Source organism: Aliiglaciecola sp. LCG003, assembly GCF_030316135.1.
Classification (GTDB): Bacteria; Pseudomonadota; Gammaproteobacteria; order Enterobacterales; family Alteromonadaceae; genus Aliiglaciecola.
Map to the genome: position 1 here is coordinate 1,893,572 of NZ_CP128185.1, position 16,951 is coordinate 1,910,522.

Consider the following 16,951-nt stretch of genomic DNA (forward strand, 5'->3'; position numbering starts at 1 on the left):
GGCCCGCTTAAGCGCTAAATATTAGTCCATACCTGCTCATCTGCTTCCCCTTGAATGATGAAAGCATCTTTATCTGCACTGATCCGCTTACCTATTTCGTTGAGGCGCTTGCGGTTACTTTCACTCAATTCGCGTTTATCTAATTCGTTAAATATTCTAAGTGTTTTAGCATCCTTATGTTCTGGTAGGGATGATTCAACTAAACCTTGCAGTAAGTTTAAGCCAAAGGCCGCCTCTCTTGGGAAAAGAATATATGCTTGATAAAAATAGCTAACGGATTCTTCGAAACGCTTTTGACTGTGCATTTCCAGCCCTTGCTTATTAAATTTAAGGGCTCGAGGACGGCGTTCGCCCATTTCTTGTTCTCGCTGGCCCACCGCAATAGTGGATATGGTTTTGTCAGTCAAGTCTTCCATGTCCTGCACTTTACGTTCGGTGTCATACAAAATTTGTGCGGCCCGGACATCATCCCCGATACTAAACCAAGCTTTTACAGCATCAGTCATTGTTGGCACATCCGCCAAACTGAAGTCTTTCAAATCCATTTCCGCAAGAAGAGCATGGGCTTTATCTTGCTCTCCTTCGGTAATGGCCACCAATATATTTATGATGTCTCTTTTAAGGACCAAGTTCTCTTCCAAATAACCTCTGCCAGCACTGCCGATAAGAAAGCGCGCAACTTGAATTGGCTTATCTCGTTCATTGTTTGGAGCAGACTCAGCGATAGCTAAATAGCAACGAGCAAGTTCCAGTGATAGCTCCGCATATTTATCTCTAACATGTTTACTGCTCGCACGCTTTCGCTCTAACATGTCAATCGCCTTGTCCATTTTATTTTGGATGTAATATACGTTGGCTTTTAATTTTGCGGCGGACATGGATAAACTACTTTCTTGAATCAAATCTATATACTCTTCCGCTTCTTCATATTCTTTGCGACCCACGCAAATTCTAGCGAGCCATTCACAGGCTTTGTCATTGGTTAAATGGGTGCCAAGCATTTCCTTTAAAAGCTCTTCACTTATTTCTATTTTACCGGCTAAATATTGCGCATGAATTACCCCCCATTTTGCCCAAATAACGTTGGCGGAGCTCTTTAATACGCCTTCGTATAAGGATGACGCGTCATCAAATCGTTGCATCTTCAATAATAAACGGGCTCTTAATTTTAATAAGGATGTCCGGGATTTTGGTAGTAAGTTGAGGGCAGTAATACGGTCCAGTTCGTGCAAAGCTTTTGACCACTTTTGCTGGTCCATTAGGCGTAAAATCGGCAAGCAGTGTTTTCGAATTTTCAGAGTGTTACGGATGGTCTTATCTAGAATACCTATGGTGTAGGGCTTGACGACTAAATCATCAGGATGAATATCTACTATTTGGCCAATAATAAGGGGAAGGCGGTCAGAGGTTACAAAAATCAAACTGGTAGTGTAGCTAAGCAATTTATCCCGGTTTAAATCTTGAATTATTTCCACACCATTTTTGTTATTGCCGAGATGAAAATCCATCAGGATTAAATCAAATTGGCGATTTTTCATCACTCGCTTCAATTCACGACCATGGGAATAGCAGGCAATATCCATGAACCCCATATCAATCAGGTGATTGCGCAAAAGGATCCTTGCCATACCGTTATCTTCAACAATCGCAATGTTGAGTTTGCGCATATTCAATTAGCATTCAACTATTAATCAAGCTTAGGCTAAATATAGCAAGGCTGACAACGGAATAATACTTTAAGGGATGCAAAAACCAATTTTCAAAAATTGAAAAATTTTAATAAAAACAATCCGTTTGCATTTTCCATTGGCGAAATTTTAACGCCATCACTACACATAGGCTCAATAGGTAATAGGCTGGTTAATAATTCCCATGCTTGTTACCTTTATGACTAGTTGATTGTCCCTCAACTGTGCTAAGTAAACAGATGTATACATAAGTTGGCAATAGGACGTCGGTTTTTTTTGGTTTACGTTAACGTTAAGGTAAAAACTTTGGTAGTCTATTTTACAACTCTTTAACACACCCCATGCTGGCGTCATTGCTGGCATTAAATTGCAAAGGTTTAAGATATGAAACAGGTGCCTCTACTCATCAACGGTGAGTTCTCTCAATCCCAAACTCAAACTTTTATTGATGTTACTAACCCAATCAATAATGAAGTCATAGTTCAAGCTCCTTGCGCCACTGATACTGAAATTGATATGGCAGTCGCCAGTGCAAAGGCCGCATTTATGTCTTGGCGTGAAGTTCCTGTGCCTGAGCGTGCCCGTGTGATGATGAATTATCAGGCGTTGTTGAAAAAGCATCATGATGAAATTGCAGAAATACTAAGCAGTGAGACAGGTAAAACCTTTGCAGATGCCAAAGGTGATGTCTGGCGTGGCATCGAAGTTGTCGAACAAGCTGCTAATGTTTGCTCGATGATGATGGGTGAAACCGCTGAAAACGTAGCTCGAGGCATTGATACTTACAGCTACATTCAACCCCTTGGGGTTTGTCTTGGGATCACCCCATTTAACTTCCCTGCGATGATACCCTTATGGATGTTCCCCATGGCAATCGCCTGCGGCAACACTTTTGTGTTAAAGCCTTCAGAGCAAGATCCTCTGACACCGACACGATTGGCTGAGTTGTTTATGGAAGCCGGCGCGCCAAAAGGCGTATTGAATGTTGTGCATGGCGGTAAAGATCAGGTTAACCAACTTTTAACCCATGAAGATATTAAAGCGGTTTCATTTGTTGGCTCAGTACCTGTGGGCCAGCACATTTATAAAACAGCCACTGATCATATGAAACGGGCGCAATGTTTTGCGGGCGCTAAAAATCACTCAGTGATTATGCCTGACTCGAATAAAGCGCAAGTACTAAATAATTTGGTTGGCGCATCTGTAGGTGCTGCCGGGCAGCGTTGTATGGCTATTTCTGTAGCAGTATTTGTCGGTGAAAGCAAAGAGTGGATTGGTGAGCTTGCCGAATTACTTAAACAAGTGAAGCCGGGATTGTGGGACGACAAAGAAGCCGGTTTTGGACCGCTGATTAGCCCTCAGGCTAAAGCTAAAGTACTGGACTTGATCCAACAAGGTAAAGATCAAGGAGCAACCTGTTTAGTCGATGGATCAGATTTTACCCTCGAAGGCTACGAATCCGGCAATTGGGTTGGCCCAACGGTATTTACCGATGTAACTGAAAAAATGGCGATTTATCAGCAAGAGATTTTTGGCCCAGTACTATGTTGTATGGCGGTTGATACCTTGGAAGAAGCGATTGCCTTGGTTAACCGCAACCCATATGGCAACGGTACCTCTATATTTACCGCAAGTGGCGCAGCTGCGCGTAAGTATCAACATGAAATTGAAGTTGGCCAGGTCGGTATTAATGTACCTATTCCTGTTCCGCTACCGTTTTTCTCTTTTACCGGTTGGAAAAACTCTTTTTATGGGGATTTGCATGCCTATGGTAAACAAGCCGTTCGTTTCTACACAGAAACTAAAACCATCACAGCACGTTGGTTCGAAGACGATATTCCGTCTGGACCTAATATGACCATCAATTTGCGCTAATCAGTCAGGGTGGGGAAGATATGAATTTTGATTTAACTGAAGACCAGTTAGCCTTTGCACAAACTGCTAAACAGTTTGCTGACCAAGAGCTAGCGCCACATGCTGCTAAATGGGACAAAGAACATTATTTTCCCAAAGATGTCATCAAGCAGGCGGGTGAATTAGGTTTCTGTGCCTTGTATACGCCAGAAGAAGCTGGTGGATTAGGACTTAGTCGCCTTGATTCGGCCATCATCTTTGAGCAACTTGCTTCCGGCTGTACAGCTACCACTGCAATGATGACCATTCACAATATGGCCACATGGATGATCGCATCTTGGGGAACGGAAGCGGTAAAACAGCAATGGTGCCCAAGCTTGGTCACCGGCGAGAAGTTGGCGTCTTATTGTCTTACTGAACCAGGTTCAGGCTCGGACGCTGCATCGTTACGCACTAGTGCAAAATTGCAAGATGACCATTATGTGGTTAATGGGTCAAAAATGTTTATCTCTGGGGCTGGAGAAACCGAAGTTCTGGTGGTGATGGTCAGAACCGGTGGGCCGGGTGCGGATGGTATTTCCGCGCTTGTCATTCCGGCTGATGCTGAAGGTATTATTTATGGCAAAGCAGAAGAAAAAATGGGTTGGAATGCTCAGCCGACTCGTATGGTAACCTTTGAAGATGTAAAGGTTCCGCGCCAGAACCTGCTTGGAAATGAAGGGGAGGGATTCAAATTTGCCATGCAAGGGTTAGATGGTGGTCGAGTGAATATTGCCATCTGTTCAGTCGGCACCGCGCAACGGGCGTTAGAAACGGCTACCCGCTATATGCAAGACCGAACCCAGTTCGGCAAACCATTAGCAGCTTTTCAGGCTTTGCAGTTTAAACTTGCTGATATGGCTACCGAGCTTGTGGCGGCCAGACAAATGGTTCGTCTCGCTGCATTTAAAATCGACCAAAATGACCCTGACAAAACTACTTACTGTGCAATGGCTAAGCGTTTTGCAACCGATGTAGGCTTTTCGGTATGTAATGATGCACTGCAGTTGCATGGTGGCTATGGTTATATCCAAGAATATCCACTGGAACGTCATGTCAGAGATGTTAGGGTTCACCAGATATTGGAAGGGACCAATGAAATTATGCGGGTCATTATTGGTCGTCGTTTATTGGCAGATAACGACACACCCATCGTTTAGCTAAATTGAGGGAACACATGACTCAAGCTGTTTTATTTGACCAACAATCCTGTCGCAACGGGCAATCCGTCGGTATAGCAACCTTAAATAAGCCTAGGGCTCTTAATGCCCTAGATCTTGAAATGGTCAATTTACTATCGATCCAATTGCTTGCCTGGCAGCAAAACCCTGATGTGGCGATGGTGGTGATAGATAGCCGGGGCGACAAGGCTTTTTGCGCGGGTGGCGATGTGGTATCGATGTATCGTGGTATGCGCGACACTGCGGGCGCTAGGGCTAAGGGGCATCAACAAAGCCCCGAGTCCATCCCCCCATCATTGCAAACATTTTTTAGCCAAGAGTATCGACTAGATTATCTTATTCATACCTTCGGTAAGCCTATACTCGTATGGGGAAATGGCATCATCATGGGCGGTGGACTAGGCTTAATGGCAGGTGCGAGTCATCGTGTTGTCACCGAGTCCTCACGGATCGCTATGCCTGAGGTCAGTATAGGACTTTTCCCAGATGTAGGTGGGAGCTGGTTTTTAAATAAAATGCCAAGTGGATTTGGCAGGTTTTTAGGCACTACAGGTGCCAGTATTGATGCCGACGACGCATTGTTTGTGGGTTTGGCGGATCATCGAATTTCCCATCAGGATAAATCGTCGCTGCTGAATTCATTAAAACAAATTAATTGGTCTACCGACACTAGTCTAAATAGCCAAGCTGTTACTAAAGTGTGTGAGCAGTATCATGCTCAGTCGCAAAACAGTATGAGTAATTTACAACGTCATCAAGCCATAGTGGCGGATTTAAATCGACAGCCCGATGTTGTGTCTTACGTGCGCGGAATTGCACAACTGGATGTGAGTCAGGATAAATGGTTAAGTAAAGCACAACAGTCAGTAGAGTATGGATCTGCAATTACATTGCACTTGGTTCATGAGCAGTTAGTCAGAGGCAAGGACTTATCCCTTGAAGACTGTTTTAAGATGGAACTGACGATGGCGTGTCGTTGTGCAAGTTTCGGTGAATTTCAAGAAGGCGTGCGAGCCTTGTTAATTGACAAAGATCGCAAACCTAAGTGGACGTTTAATGATGTCGTAGAAGTAGATGCATCAATTATCAATGACTTTTTTGTCAGCCCTTGGCCTGCTAATCAGCATCCCCTTGAACAGCTTGGCGAATTTGCCCGAAATTAGAATAACATAGAGGTATAAAATGGCTAAAATTGGCTTTATTGGTTTAGGTAACATGGGCGGTCCTATGGCTGCAAATTTATTAGCTGGCGGACACCAAGTGACGGTCTTTGATTTATCTGCCTCGGCAATGCAAACACTGGCTAAAAAAGGTGCAGCCTTGGCGACATCAGCGGCTGAGGTTGCCCGTGATGCAGATTTCGTGATTTCAATGTTACCTGCTGGTAAGCATGTTGAAGCTTTGTATTTAGATCCTGAAGATGGACTTATCGGCACGCTATCCAGTACTACTCTTGTTATCGATTCCAGTACGATAGATGCGGCAACTGCGCAAAAAGTCGCTAAAGCTTTAGCAGACAAAAACATCGGCTTCATAGATGCACCGGTATCAGGGGGAGTAGGAGGGGCAATAGCGGGCACCTTAACCTTCATAGTCGGCGGTAGCGATGCACAGTTTAGAGCCAGTAAACCGGTGTTAGAAAATATGGGTAAAAACATATTTCACGCAGGTGATGTAGGTGCCGGTCAGATCGCTAAAATATGTAATAACATGCTACTGTCAGTGTTAATGGCAGGAACTGCCGAGGCTCTGCAAATGGCTATCGATAACGGTTTGGATCCCAGCGTTATGTCAGACATTATGCTCCAAAGTTCCGGCCGGAATTGGACCTTAGAACTATATAACCCATGTCCGGGTGTAATGGCGAATGTGCCATCCTCTAATCAGTATCAAGGTGGCTTTATGGTGGACTTGATGCGCAAAGATTTAGGCTTGGCAATGGATACTGCAGTGAAGAGTCATTCTGCCACGCCGATGGGCGCTTTGGCACAGAGTTTATTTTCCATGCATAGTTTGCAGGGGAATGGTAAAAAGGACTTTTCCAGTATTTTTGAAATGTTCAGCAAACAACAGTAAATTATGCTGAAAATTACATTTATGAATAAGTAAGGTATGTTGTGGAATTAAAAAATAAAGTTATTGCAATTACAGGCGCGGCACAGGGGTTAGGTTTAGCCATGGCTCAGTCATTCGCCGAAGCAGGCGCAAATGTGGCCTTGATAGATATGCAAGAAGACGTTGTGAAGGCCGCTGCCGACAGCATATCAGCATTAGGCGTTAAGGCCATGGGTTATGCACTCGATGTGACCGATGAGGCAGCAGTAGAATTGGCGTTTGCCCAAATAGCTCAAGATTTCGGCCAGTTGAATGGTTTGATTAATAGTGCCGGGATCATGCGTGATGGGATGTTGCTAAAGGTCAAAGAGGGCAAGGTAGTTAGCAAAATGTCCAAGCAACAATTCCAGTCAGTAATGGATGTTAATGTTACTGGTACGTTTTTATGCAGCAGAGAAGCGGCTACGCAGATGATCCAGACAAATAGCCATGGGGTGATTATCAATCTATCCTCGGTTTCTCGAGGTGGTAATATGGGACAAACCAACTATTCGGCATCTAAATCTGCGGTGGCAACCATGACAGTCAGTTGGGCGAAAGAATTGGCCCGTTTCAATATCCGTACTGGCTGTATCGCCCCCGGCTTGGTAAATACCGCTATGGCAGCCCAAATGCGTCCTGAAATGCGTGATAAGTTTTTGGCCAGCGTACCTGCTGGTCGTTTAGCCGACGTGGCCGAATTGGGACATGCTGCTAAATTTATATTTGAAAACGACTATTTTACCGGTCGTACCCTTGAACTTGATGGTGGAACAAGGGTTTAATAGCCCCCATTATTAAGCATTGCCGACAAGCACTCAAACTTGTCGGCAACAATATCAAAGGTAGTTCCTGCTTCATGTGGATATGTCCAGCCTGTAAACAACCCCTTTTAAATGACAATAGCAGTTGGCGTTGTGAGGCTAACCATGTTTTCGACAAAGCCAAACAAGGTTATGTCAATTTGCAACTTGCCCAGGAGCGTAATAGTAAGTCCCCTGGTGATAGCAAGGAGATGATCCTAGCTAGGAGAGCATTTTTTCAACAGGGTTATTACGCGCCATTAGCGGCCGAAATCGCTAAAATTGTGTGCATGTCAACGGATGATACTGCAGAGGATATTCATGTTTTTGATGCAGGGTGCGGCGAAGGCTATTATTTAAATACGGTGGAGCAAGTTTCAACCCACGCTAATATGCATATAGCGGCTTATGGTTGTGATATCTCGAAGGTTGCCATACAACAGGCGGCTAAACGCTATCCTAGTTGTGAGTTTAGTGTCGCCAGTACCTTTAAAATCCCGCTACCTGATAACAGCATGGATTGGGTGATACAGGTATTTGCACCGTCTAGTGAGCAAGAAATTGCCAGAATCCTAAAGCCCAACGGTCGTTGGATCAGAGTAAATCCAGGGCCACTGCACTTGGCTCAATTAAAGCATCTCATTTATCAGACATCTCAATCTCATGGTCTTATCAGTGCAGAGTCTGATTTTTTTACCACCATGACTCGTTATCAATTAGATTTTAAACTAGATTTTCAACAGCCTGAAGACCGTTTGTCATTACTCAAAATGACGCCGTTTTATTGGCGCGCCAGCGAAGGGTCCAAAGCTAAATTTGAACAGTCTACGCAGCCATGCAATGCCTCCTTTGATATTCATCTGATGAGAAAAAATCCATGAAGAGGGCCTTGTTTTTAGACCGAGATGGTGTAGTCAATATTGACCATGGCTATGTTTCTCGTCCAGTAGACATTGATTTCATTGAAGACGTGTTTAGTTTGTGTTTGCACTTCCAGCAACAAGGCTATTTGATCATTATAGTGACCAATCAGTCGGGCATTGGCAGGGGCTTTTATACGGAAGCTGAATTTGCTTTTTTAGCCAATTGGATCAGCGCAGAGTTCGTCAAACGGGGAGTGGAGTTAGCCGATACCTTTTACTGTCCTCACCACCCAGTCGATGCTAAATCTCAGTACTTAGGCCAATGCGGATGTCGTAAACCTCAACCTGGCATGTTATTACAGGCCGCCAATAAATATCACCTCGATTTAACTAGCTGTATTATGGTCGGCGACAAACTCTCCGACATGCAAGCAGCGCAGGCCGCAGGGGTAGCAAAGCGTTTCTTATATGGGCCTGTAAGGGAACAAAAAAGCGATGTGACTTTCACTCAAGTCACATCTTTGCTGGATATTATCAAATACGGGTAAACTATTGAGTAAAACGGGTCAAGTGCTTGATAGCTTGACCTAGTAATCCAGTATTAAGAGCTTCGGTACTTTCTTCACCGGTTTGGCGATCGAAAATCTTATAGTTACCGTTGCTCAATACCTCAATTCGGTTGCCGTTGTGCATCACTATAACTTTACTTCCCTTAGTGCCGACTAACCAATTACGGCGAGGGCTTTGCATTGCTTGCCCAACTGAATAGTCATCGCTTGGGGCGTTGCAGCCTATTTGTGACAACAGTGTTGATGCAAAGTCCAAATGACTCGACAAACTATTGCCCAATGTCAGGTTGGAATACATAGCCACCGGGTGAATATCGTCTCGATCCATCGTAAGTGCCGAAATAATAACTTGATTGGTGTTTAACAGACCGTCTTGGAGTAACTGATTAATTTGTGCCGTTGGCATAAATCCAATAGCTAATTTGGCATTGTCTTGATTAAGTTTTTGTTTGAAGACCGTCAAACTTACACTGAATCTTTGGATACCTTGATGACTAATAGGATTGTCGGAATATAACCAAACCGGTAAACCTAATTTCTCTGGTAACTCAAGTACTAGGGGTGTTTTCTGTGCGAGTTGGGGGAGATAAATTTCAGGCAATCCAAACAGGCTGGTTAATCGAGCAGACGGGTCATTGGAACTAAGATCATAATGGTCTTCAAAGCGCACCAATGTACTACCTTTGGTATTTATCTGGCCCTTGTCAGTTTGCAGCAACAACACGAGTTGCTGGTTGTTGTCTATACTGCAGTAGACAGGATTAGTGGGGTAATTGATGCCCTTGATGCCACTTTCAAATTGCAACGCTTTACGTTGTTTATAGCTATCTAAATCCAATAAACCGTATTTTGACATCAAGGTCTTAGCGGTGGCGGGATAAGATAGCGGGAACAGGTTGTCCTGTTGCAGAATAGGATGGTAAAGGTTCGCATCAGCCCAAACATGCAATGCATGGCTGCTGACGAAACAGGTCACAAAAACTGAACTGATCGGAATGCCAAGACGAAATCTCTGAAAGCGTTCAATCCGTTTCCACAGTGCATTAGCTAAGACTAACTGAAAGCCCAACCAAACCACGAAAAGTAGCAGTAAAAAGCCCCACTGTTGCCATCCAAAGGCATTGATTACGGTTTGGGTTTCGCTCTTGATTAAATCAGCACTACCAAAACTCAGATGTAAGCCATACTTGGTGTAAAGCAATGCATCAAACGCCAGTAGGGCCAAACCAATTGCAGCTATGGTTGATCCTGCTCCTCTGATTACCCGAGACCGGGGCAGGGCATAAATTAATGGCAATACAAAAATGACAAAACCAAAGAAGGTTAGAAAGCCTATATGGCTCAGCCAATTGACCAACAGAAAGACGATACCCAATAAGGTTTCTGGAAGAGGTGAGGCAAACACGTAAACAGCGGCAATAACTAATGCGATGAGAATGTTACTCAAGGCAAACCAATGTCCCCAAGTGACTAACTTGGTAACCATTATGCGGCGAGGCGTTTCACTGAGTATCATTTATTTTTATTTTCCATTGATACTTTTCATTAATACTTGTGTAAACTGTTCGGCCATTTTTTGGCGTTGTTGGCTATTTACCTGGTGCTGGAAAATGTTGGTAATAACATTACCAAGAGCCATTAAGGACAGGTCTCTACCTGCTTTATTTTTCTCTAGAGCGAATACAATGTCGTTCATCAGAGTTTCAAATTCAACGTCTGAAAATTTGGATTGTTGAGGCATGTCAGAACCTTAAAACTAATTTAGGTAAATAGTAACAGCATTCGAACCGATAGTAACTAGTGGAAGCATTTTCGCTCTTGGTGTTGTTGGATTAATCAGCAATGTGTATAAATTTCATATTAAATAGAAGGTTAGGTTTTTAATGAGCGCAGTTATTCATCATTTTGTCGTGCACCAACTTAGCGTTAACGAACAACAAGAACTTACACTATTGCCCAAAGCAAGTTGTTTCGATATCAGCCCCGAAATTGAAATGCTGGCGCAACAAATTAATCACGCGTTCAATCAAAAGCCTGGTAAGGGTGTGGGGACCTTTGTAGCCGAACCTGCTAGCGATGATGATGGGATAAAAGAAGCGGGTTTCGAGTTCAAAACGGCGTTACAAGATATGCTTGATGCCCCCGATACTTTTGTGGATTTTAGTATTGCCAGTTGTGATAAATTGAAGAAAAGCATGATTGAAATGGCCAGTATTGAAACCGGATTTGTGATCTTCAGTCATTATGAATTTTTGGCCACAGAATATTTGATGGTGGCTTTGTTAAATACCAAGCAACACGTAGAGATAACCGACAGTTTAGAACTCACCTACAGCGACCATCTGGATTTGGCTAAGATGCAACTTGCAGTGCGGATTGATTTAACCCAGCTAAGAGTCAGTCCTGAGCAAAATCGTTATATTAGTTTTATAAAAGGGCGCATGGGGCGCAAAGTATCTGATTTCTTCATGCACTTTATGGGCTGTGAAGAGTTAGTCGATGTGAAACAACAAAACAAGCAATTGTTAAAATCAGTCGATGAATTCATTGCATCCGAGCAACTCGATAAACAAGAGCAACATCGAACTCGTCAGATCGTGTCTGAATATTATAAGGCCAAGCTTGAAGAGGGGGAGGATATTAACATTGCAGAACTGGCCGACAGTTTACCCAAAGAAAGTGGTCGAGATTTTGTTCAGTTTAACCAACAAACCGAAACGCCCTTAGAAGAGTCATTTCAAGCGGATCGCAGCGCTCTGAAAACCTTGGCGAAGTTTAGCGGACAAGGCGGTGGGCTAAGTTTAAGTTTTGATCGGGTTTTGTATGGCGACCGGATTCAATACGATATTGGCACTGATACCTTGATTATAAAAGGGATCCCACCTAATTTGAAAGATCAATTGACTCGCTGGAACGGATAATTGTCCGGCGCTGCTGATGGCAATATGCCTCAGTGTACGATTGCGATATACTTATACCTAAGACTTACCAGACCCAAACATTATCACTTTAATAGCAGGACAATAAATTACTATGCAGCTTTTCGTAAATGATCTCACCGTAATGGATTTTTCTTATCTGTGTCCTGAGCGGGGTATGGTAGGGGAAAGCTGGATTGTCGATGTGATATTAAATGGCGAGCTAAATGAAGAAAGCATGGTACTGGATTTTGGCAAGGTAAAAAAAGAGCTTAAATATCTTATAGATGAATATGTCGATCACAAATTATTAGTCCCTGCTGAGCATTCATATTCTATGGTTACCCGTGATAGAAATAGCGATCAGGTGATGGTTGACTTCATGCGTCCGGATGGCCGCTCTATTCACTTGTTATGTCCAGCTGAAGCCTATGCTTTCGTCTACGCGCAAAGCGTTAATATTGAATCAGTGGGCCAATATTTGAAAGAAGTGTTGGCCACTCACTTACCGACTAATGTAAATGGCATAGAACTGATTTTACGCCCAGAGGTGATAGAAACACCTTTTTATCACTACACCCATGGACTTAAAAAGCACGATGGTAATTGTCAGCGGATTGCCCATGGGCACCGTTCTAAAGTAATTATTTATCAAGATGATGAATTAAATGATGAATGGCAACAGTATTGGGCAACCCGTTGGCAAGATATATACATAGGTACCTATGAAGATTTGGTAGAACCATCATTGTCGGTATTTGCCGATAGGCAAGGAGTCGGTTCAGATTATTACTGTTTTACCTATGAATCCTCGCAGGGTGAATTTTCCTTAGCACTGCCTAAATCAGAATGTGAAATGGTCGATACCGATTCAACTGTGGAGTGTTTAGCCCAGTATATGGCTGATGAACAAAAAAGGCTCAGCCCACAACATTGCTACAAAGTTTTCGCGTTCGAAGGTGTTGGTAAGGGAGCTATCGCAAATGCGTAATCTGTTGGCGTCGATAGCAATACTGTTGATGACTTTAAGTATCCAAACCATAGCTGCAATCGATCTACAGGGGGAATTAACCCAAGGCAGCCTGTTAAGAGGCAAAGTCCCTGCTGGTGCCCACGTGTGGCTGGACGACAAAAAAGTTAAAGTATCGCCTTATGGTCATTTCGCAATTGGATTTGGACGGGATGCTCCCTTGGAACATCAGTTGAGTTGGGCGCTAAAGGACGGTAAGCGGCAAAACAGCACAATAGTGCTGAGTAAACGGGAATACGCGACTCAGCATATCGAGGGCTTAGCCCCCAAAATGGTTAGTCCGCCAAAAGAGGTATTAACTAGGATCGCGCAAGACAATCGTCAAGTTGCTGCAGCCCGAAAACGTGATGATGAGCGGTTGGATTTCTGGCAGCCTTTTATTTGGCCAGCAGATGGGCCGATCAGTGGGGTTTACGGTAGTCAGCGAGTGTTGAATGGTGTACCCAAGCGTCCACATTATGGTGTTGACGTGGCGGCTCCTGTGGGCACACCCGTTTATGCGCCAGCAGATGGCATAGTCACGCTTTGGGTACCTGATATGTATTATTCAGGTGGTACTATGATCATCGACCACGGTTTTGGGGTGTCGTCGACCTTTTTGCACTTACATGCAGGTCATGTTGAGGTAGGCAGTCAGGTTAAACAGGGCCAGTTAGTGGCTGAGATTGGCGCCACTGGCAGAGTAACCGGTGCACACTTAGATTGGCGTATGAACTGGTTGAGCGAACGATTGGATCCTGCGCTTCTGGTGCCCAAGCCCTCTGCCTCGAAAATGGATTAAATAACATCATCTAGCCAATTTATCTAAAAACTGTACCACGGACTGTTCTACAAAGTGCTATATTTTTGAGCATGTAGAATAACGGAACAGTAAAATGGAAGTCGATCTCCATATGCACTCAATTGTTGGTCTCAAACCAATGAAGTCCTCTGAAGTGGTGAAAATACATCGCGCACTAGACGGTCACGAGCCTGGTGGCGTGCCATATTATGAAGTGTTAAACAAAACTGAAATCGAACCCATAAGGTTGCGTAACCTACTGGAAAGATATCATTATTACTTTACCCAAGTTGGTGATTCAGGCCGCTTCATTGTCAATCGTCACTATTATAATAATGGCAATATTGACGAGGTTATTGACAGTATTGAAAGACGTAATGTTCGAGTTGCGATAGCTAAATTTACGCCTTTTTTTATCCTCGGTCTGATGTTATTAAGCAGTACTATTGGCTTCATGCTCTCGGCAATTGTTAATAAGCACGGTGGCTACTTTTAAAGCGTGTACAAATTGCAGAAAAGCGCCCGATATTGAGTTTCTATGCTCTGCCGAACGGCAAATAACAAGCTTACTTTATCGATGGGCGCGGTTATCCCGAAATAGGTTTCAATTGGGGTTGGTTAACCAAAGCTGGAGTTTTTCACTATCAACTGTTTGCAAAAATACACAGTCTTTTACCGCACAAAGTACAGGCATCGAAAAATTCTTAAGCTTGCCATCACGTAGCAGGTATAGCGTGGCTGATTTTTGCTTGGCAATTGCATCTAAATGCCGTTGAAAGTTATCTGCATTAACCTGCCACTCGTTTAAGGCTATAATGATATCGCCAACCTGCAATCCAGCCTGATAAGCCGCTGAGCTCTCAAGTACCTGCAGTAGTTTTACCCCAGTAGCCGCGTCTTCATATGTCGCCCCAACGTCGACTTTGGCTAATTTCATGCTAGCTTTTCCGCCTTTATCTTTTGCACCGCTGCGGGCTCGAGTCATAAGTTTTACGCCAACCTCTGCTAGCAGTTTGTCAGTAGGCAAAGGCTGGGTTGTATAGAGTGCGTGGTGTAAAAATGCATCTAAATTTATCTCGAAATGTTGTTTGATTATTCCCTGGATACTGTCATTTGCAGTTCCTAACCCTTTGAGTCCAAACTCTCTCCATATCAGATCAATCAATTCCAACAATGAATGCTTTTGCTTGGTCTGTTGGCGGATCATCAAGTCTAAACAAAGGGCAAGTTCGGCTCCTTTGGTATAATAACTCACGATGTTATTGGCAGCACTGGCATCTTGTTGATAAAAACGAGTCCAGGCATCGAAACTTGAGGCTGTTATGCTTTGCTTTTTGTTTCCAGGATTTCTAGCTAAGCGAGTCAGAGTCTGTCCCAATACTTCTAAATAACTGTCTGGCGTAATCAAGCCGCATCTAACTAAGCTTAAATCATCTAGATAGCTCGTAAACCCCTCGTAAATCCATAGTTGCTCACTGTAGACTTCCCTGCTTAAATCTAACTGTAAAAACTCATCAGGTTTACTTCGTTTAACATGCCAAGTATGCAAAAATTCATGGCTACATAGACTCAAAAATGTGCGATAGCCGTCTGGCATTTCATTGACTTCGCTGCACAGCGGTAAATCATCACGGCTGAACTGTAAAACCGTTGAGGCGCTATGTTCTAAGCCACCAAAACTAGATTGGCTCAATAGGGTAATGAACAAGTATCGTTGGATTGGTAATCTTTGGCTGAAAAGATCCATATGATGTAAACATACTTTTTCTAAATCTTTACAGATACGCTGTGTATCGGCTTGATGGGAGCCGGTTAAGATAAATTCAAACTGAATACCTTTCACTGTGAAAAAACTAATATCTAGTTCACCCATAATCACAGGGCTATCGATAAGTTCTTGGTAGCTGTTAGCGGTGAAGCTGCATGTTGATAAGTTACTAGGAGGAAGCGCCGTGGCGAGTTGCCAAGATTTAGCGGTATCTTTGGGTATATGGATATTTAGGTCGCAGGCCTGTTGGTATCCTTCGACTTCGAGAAACAGACTAGTGCCATTGAAAAATGCATATTCATCACAGATGTATGCGCTACGCACTGAAAAATCAAAGGCATAGACTTGAGTCTTAATTACGATAGGTCCGCTGTTTGCGGCAATTCTCCAAGTTTGCTTATCAATTTTTTGATAATTCAGTGTTTCACCCGCTTGATTAAAAGCAGCGAAGTTAACAATATTTTTCGCAAAATCCCTGATCATATAACTGCCTGGGATCCAAGCAGGTAAAGAAAGTATCTGTCCTTGGGGATCGGGATGGGGGATAGTTAAGGTAACGTTGAATAGATGGCCTGCTAGCGAAGCTATTTCGACACTATAGTGGACGTTTTCTGGATTTGACAAACTTGATATCTCTGTAATTGTTGACTGGTGCTCACCTGAGCATAACCGATTAGTGAATTAACCGTAAAGGTGGATCGTTAATGTAAGGTTGTGAGGGCTTGCTTATCATGCTAAAAACGATATAAATCATAGGATAAACATATTTTTTAGGATCAACAGCGTCGGAGTGTCTGGTAATGACATCAGTTGATGTACCCTTGAAAACAAAAACAAAAACAAAAACAAAAACAAAAACAAAAACAAAAACAAAAACAAAGTTGGAGCTAAATATGCGTAGAGTCGATGTGTTACTGAATGAGTACGGTGAAAGTCATCAAAATAAAACTAACATATATATTCACGCCATTGCTGTACCTGCAATATTCTTTGTATCCCTCGGGCTGGTCTGGTCCATTCCTACTCCTGGATTTTTAGACTACTTCAATGTGACCTGGGCACATGTGATAGCTATCCCTATGTTGTGGTACTACTTTAAGTTATCTGGACCTATAGGTGCTGCAATGACCCTGCTGACCATAGCATCTTTCGCAGGCATTCGATTGTTAGTTGCAGCGAACATTTCAGTGTGGCAATTCAGTCTGATTTTATTTGCTATTATGTGGGTTCTACAGTTTATAGGACATCATATAGAAGGCAAAAAACCGTCCTTCTTCAAAGATCTGCAGTTTTTGTTAGTTGGACCGGCTTGGTGGTGGGGACATTGGTTAAAACGACTCAATATCCAATATTAATATTTGCG

At 43.3% G+C, this 16,951-nt stretch carries 16 protein-coding genes; 12 read left to right on the plus strand and 4 right to left on the minus strand.

All coding sequences use genetic code 11. The features are described 5' to 3' along the window. Positions 1 to 14: 14 nt before the first annotated feature. Complete coding sequence (locus QR722_RS08100; protein ID WP_286286961.1) at positions 15 to 1,667, minus strand: response regulator; 1,653 nt, start codon at positions 1,665 to 1,667, stop codon at positions 15 to 17. 405 nt (positions 1,668 to 2,072) lie between these two features. On the opposite strand from QR722_RS08100, the gene QR722_RS08105 reads away from it, so the two are divergent. The 7 genes from QR722_RS08105 (at position 2,073) to gmhB (ending at position 9,070) form a co-directional block, all read left to right on the plus strand. Then, positions 2,073 to 3,563, plus strand: coding sequence for a CoA-acylating methylmalonate-semialdehyde dehydrogenase (locus QR722_RS08105; RefSeq protein ID WP_286286963.1), 1,491 nt, complete (start codon positions 2,073 to 2,075; stop codon positions 3,561 to 3,563). Between the two features lie 20 nt (positions 3,564 to 3,583). Further along, positions 3,584 to 4,741, plus strand: a complete 1,158-nt coding sequence (locus tag QR722_RS08110) for an acyl-CoA dehydrogenase family protein (protein ID WP_286286965.1) — start codon at positions 3,584 to 3,586, stop codon at positions 4,739 to 4,741. 17 nt (positions 4,742 to 4,758) lie between these two features. Further along, positions 4,759 to 5,925, plus strand: coding sequence for an enoyl-CoA hydratase/isomerase family protein (locus tag QR722_RS08115; RefSeq protein WP_286286967.1), 1,167 nt, complete (start codon positions 4,759 to 4,761; stop codon positions 5,923 to 5,925). 19 nt (positions 5,926 to 5,944) lie between these two features. Next, positions 5,945 to 6,838: a 3-hydroxyisobutyrate dehydrogenase gene (mmsB, locus tag QR722_RS08120; protein WP_286286970.1), complete on the plus strand. Its 894-nt coding sequence runs from the start codon at positions 5,945 to 5,947 to the stop codon at positions 6,836 to 6,838. A 41-nt stretch (positions 6,839 to 6,879) separates the two neighbouring features. Then, entirely contained in the window at positions 6,880 to 7,641 is a 762-nt protein-coding gene (locus QR722_RS08125) for an SDR family oxidoreductase (protein WP_286286973.1), read from the plus strand. A gap of 74 nt (positions 7,642 to 7,715) precedes the next feature. Then, complete coding sequence (locus tag QR722_RS08130; protein ID WP_286286976.1) at positions 7,716 to 8,540, plus strand: putative RNA methyltransferase; 825 nt, start codon at positions 7,716 to 7,718, stop codon at positions 8,538 to 8,540. After that, on the plus strand, positions 8,537 to 9,070 hold the full coding sequence (gene gmhB / locus QR722_RS08135; RefSeq protein WP_286286978.1) for a D-glycero-beta-D-manno-heptose 1,7-bisphosphate 7-phosphatase: 534 nt from the start codon (positions 8,537 to 8,539) through the stop codon (positions 9,068 to 9,070). The genes QR722_RS08130 and gmhB overlap by 4 nt, the downstream gene beginning before the upstream one ends. 1 nt (position 9,071) lies before the next feature. On the opposite strand, the gene QR722_RS08140 is transcribed toward gmhB, so the two are convergent. Together QR722_RS08140 and QR722_RS08145 are read right to left on the minus strand one after the other, a co-directional pair. Further along, on the minus strand, positions 9,072 to 10,607 hold the full coding sequence (locus QR722_RS08140) for a DUF3413 domain-containing protein (protein WP_286286980.1): 1,536 nt from the start codon (positions 10,605 to 10,607) through the stop codon (positions 9,072 to 9,074). 6 nt (positions 10,608 to 10,613) lie between these two features. Then, positions 10,614 to 10,832, minus strand: coding sequence for a YejL family protein (locus tag QR722_RS08145; protein ID WP_286286981.1), 219 nt, complete (start codon positions 10,830 to 10,832; stop codon positions 10,614 to 10,616). A 142-nt stretch (positions 10,833 to 10,974) separates the two neighbouring features. Between QR722_RS08145 and yejK the strand changes: the two genes are divergently transcribed. The 4 genes from yejK to QR722_RS08165 all read left to right on the plus strand — a co-directional run bounded on the left by yejK (position 10,975) and on the right by QR722_RS08165 (position 14,316). Beyond that, positions 10,975 to 12,012, plus strand: coding sequence for a nucleoid-associated protein YejK (yejK, locus tag QR722_RS08150; protein ID WP_286286983.1), 1,038 nt, complete (start codon positions 10,975 to 10,977; stop codon positions 12,010 to 12,012). Positions 12,013 to 12,124: 112 nt separating this feature from the next. Beyond that, a complete protein-coding gene (locus QR722_RS08155; RefSeq protein ID WP_286286986.1) occupies positions 12,125 to 13,000 on the plus strand; it encodes a 6-pyruvoyl trahydropterin synthase family protein in 876 nt (291 codons plus the stop codon). Continuing rightward, complete coding sequence (locus QR722_RS08160) at positions 12,993 to 13,820, plus strand: M23 family metallopeptidase (protein ID WP_502872458.1); 828 nt, start codon at positions 12,993 to 12,995, stop codon at positions 13,818 to 13,820. The genes QR722_RS08155 and QR722_RS08160 overlap by 8 nt, the downstream gene beginning before the upstream one ends. 94 nt (positions 13,821 to 13,914) lie before the next feature. Further along, positions 13,915 to 14,316: a hypothetical protein gene (locus tag QR722_RS08165; protein ID WP_286286987.1), complete on the plus strand. Its 402-nt coding sequence runs from the start codon at positions 13,915 to 13,917 to the stop codon at positions 14,314 to 14,316. A 108-nt stretch (positions 14,317 to 14,424) separates the two neighbouring features. Here the strand turns inward: QR722_RS08165 and QR722_RS08170 are convergent, their stop codons facing one another. Next, positions 14,425 to 16,212 (minus strand): M61 family metallopeptidase, encoded by a 1,788-nt coding sequence (locus tag QR722_RS08170; RefSeq protein WP_286286989.1) that lies wholly within the window; start codon positions 16,210 to 16,212, stop codon positions 14,425 to 14,427. A gap of 269 nt (positions 16,213 to 16,481) precedes the next feature. Here QR722_RS08170 and QR722_RS08175 point away from each other — a divergent pair, with 269 nt between their 5' ends. Then, positions 16,482 to 16,943 (plus strand): Mpo1 family 2-hydroxy fatty acid dioxygenase, encoded by a 462-nt coding sequence (locus tag QR722_RS08175; protein ID WP_286287624.1) that lies wholly within the window; start codon positions 16,482 to 16,484, stop codon positions 16,941 to 16,943. Positions 16,944 to 16,951: the final 8 nt, after the last annotated feature.

What these genes read in the sequence shown, in the direction of transcription:
- QR722_RS08100 (WP_286286961.1), bottom strand. Translation starts at nt 1,667, where the DNA reads ATGCGCAAACTCAACATTGCGATTGTTGAAGATAACGGTATGGCAAGG.
- QR722_RS08105 (WP_286286963.1), top strand. Translation starts at nt 2,073, where the DNA reads ATGAAACAGGTGCCTCTACTCATCAACGGTGAGTTCTCTCAATCCCAA.
- QR722_RS08110 (WP_286286965.1), top strand. Translation starts at nt 3,584, where the DNA reads ATGAATTTTGATTTAACTGAAGACCAGTTAGCCTTTGCACAAACTGCT.
- QR722_RS08115 (WP_286286967.1), top strand. Translation starts at nt 4,759, where the DNA reads ATGACTCAAGCTGTTTTATTTGACCAACAATCCTGTCGCAACGGGCAA.
- mmsB (WP_286286970.1), top strand. Translation starts at nt 5,945, where the DNA reads ATGGCTAAAATTGGCTTTATTGGTTTAGGTAACATGGGCGGTCCTATG.
- QR722_RS08130 (WP_286286976.1), top strand. Translation starts at nt 7,716, where the DNA reads ATGTGGATATGTCCAGCCTGTAAACAACCCCTTTTAAATGACAATAGC.
- gmhB (WP_286286978.1), top strand. Translation starts at nt 8,537, where the DNA reads ATGAAGAGGGCCTTGTTTTTAGACCGAGATGGTGTAGTCAATATTGAC.
- QR722_RS08140 (WP_286286980.1), bottom strand. Translation starts at nt 10,607, where the DNA reads ATGATACTCAGTGAAACGCCTCGCCGCATAATGGTTACCAAGTTAGTC.
- QR722_RS08145 (WP_286286981.1), bottom strand. Translation starts at nt 10,832, where the DNA reads ATGCCTCAACAATCCAAATTTTCAGACGTTGAATTTGAAACTCTGATG.
- yejK (WP_286286983.1), top strand. Translation starts at nt 10,975, where the DNA reads ATGAGCGCAGTTATTCATCATTTTGTCGTGCACCAACTTAGCGTTAAC.
- QR722_RS08155 (WP_286286986.1), top strand. Translation starts at nt 12,125, where the DNA reads ATGCAGCTTTTCGTAAATGATCTCACCGTAATGGATTTTTCTTATCTG.
- QR722_RS08160 (WP_502872458.1), top strand. Translation starts at nt 12,993, where the DNA reads ATGCGTAATCTGTTGGCGTCGATAGCAATACTGTTGATGACTTTAAGT.
- QR722_RS08165 (WP_286286987.1), top strand. Translation starts at nt 13,915, where the DNA reads ATGGAAGTCGATCTCCATATGCACTCAATTGTTGGTCTCAAACCAATG.
- QR722_RS08175 (WP_286287624.1), top strand. Translation starts at nt 16,482, where the DNA reads ATGCGTAGAGTCGATGTGTTACTGAATGAGTACGGTGAAAGTCATCAA.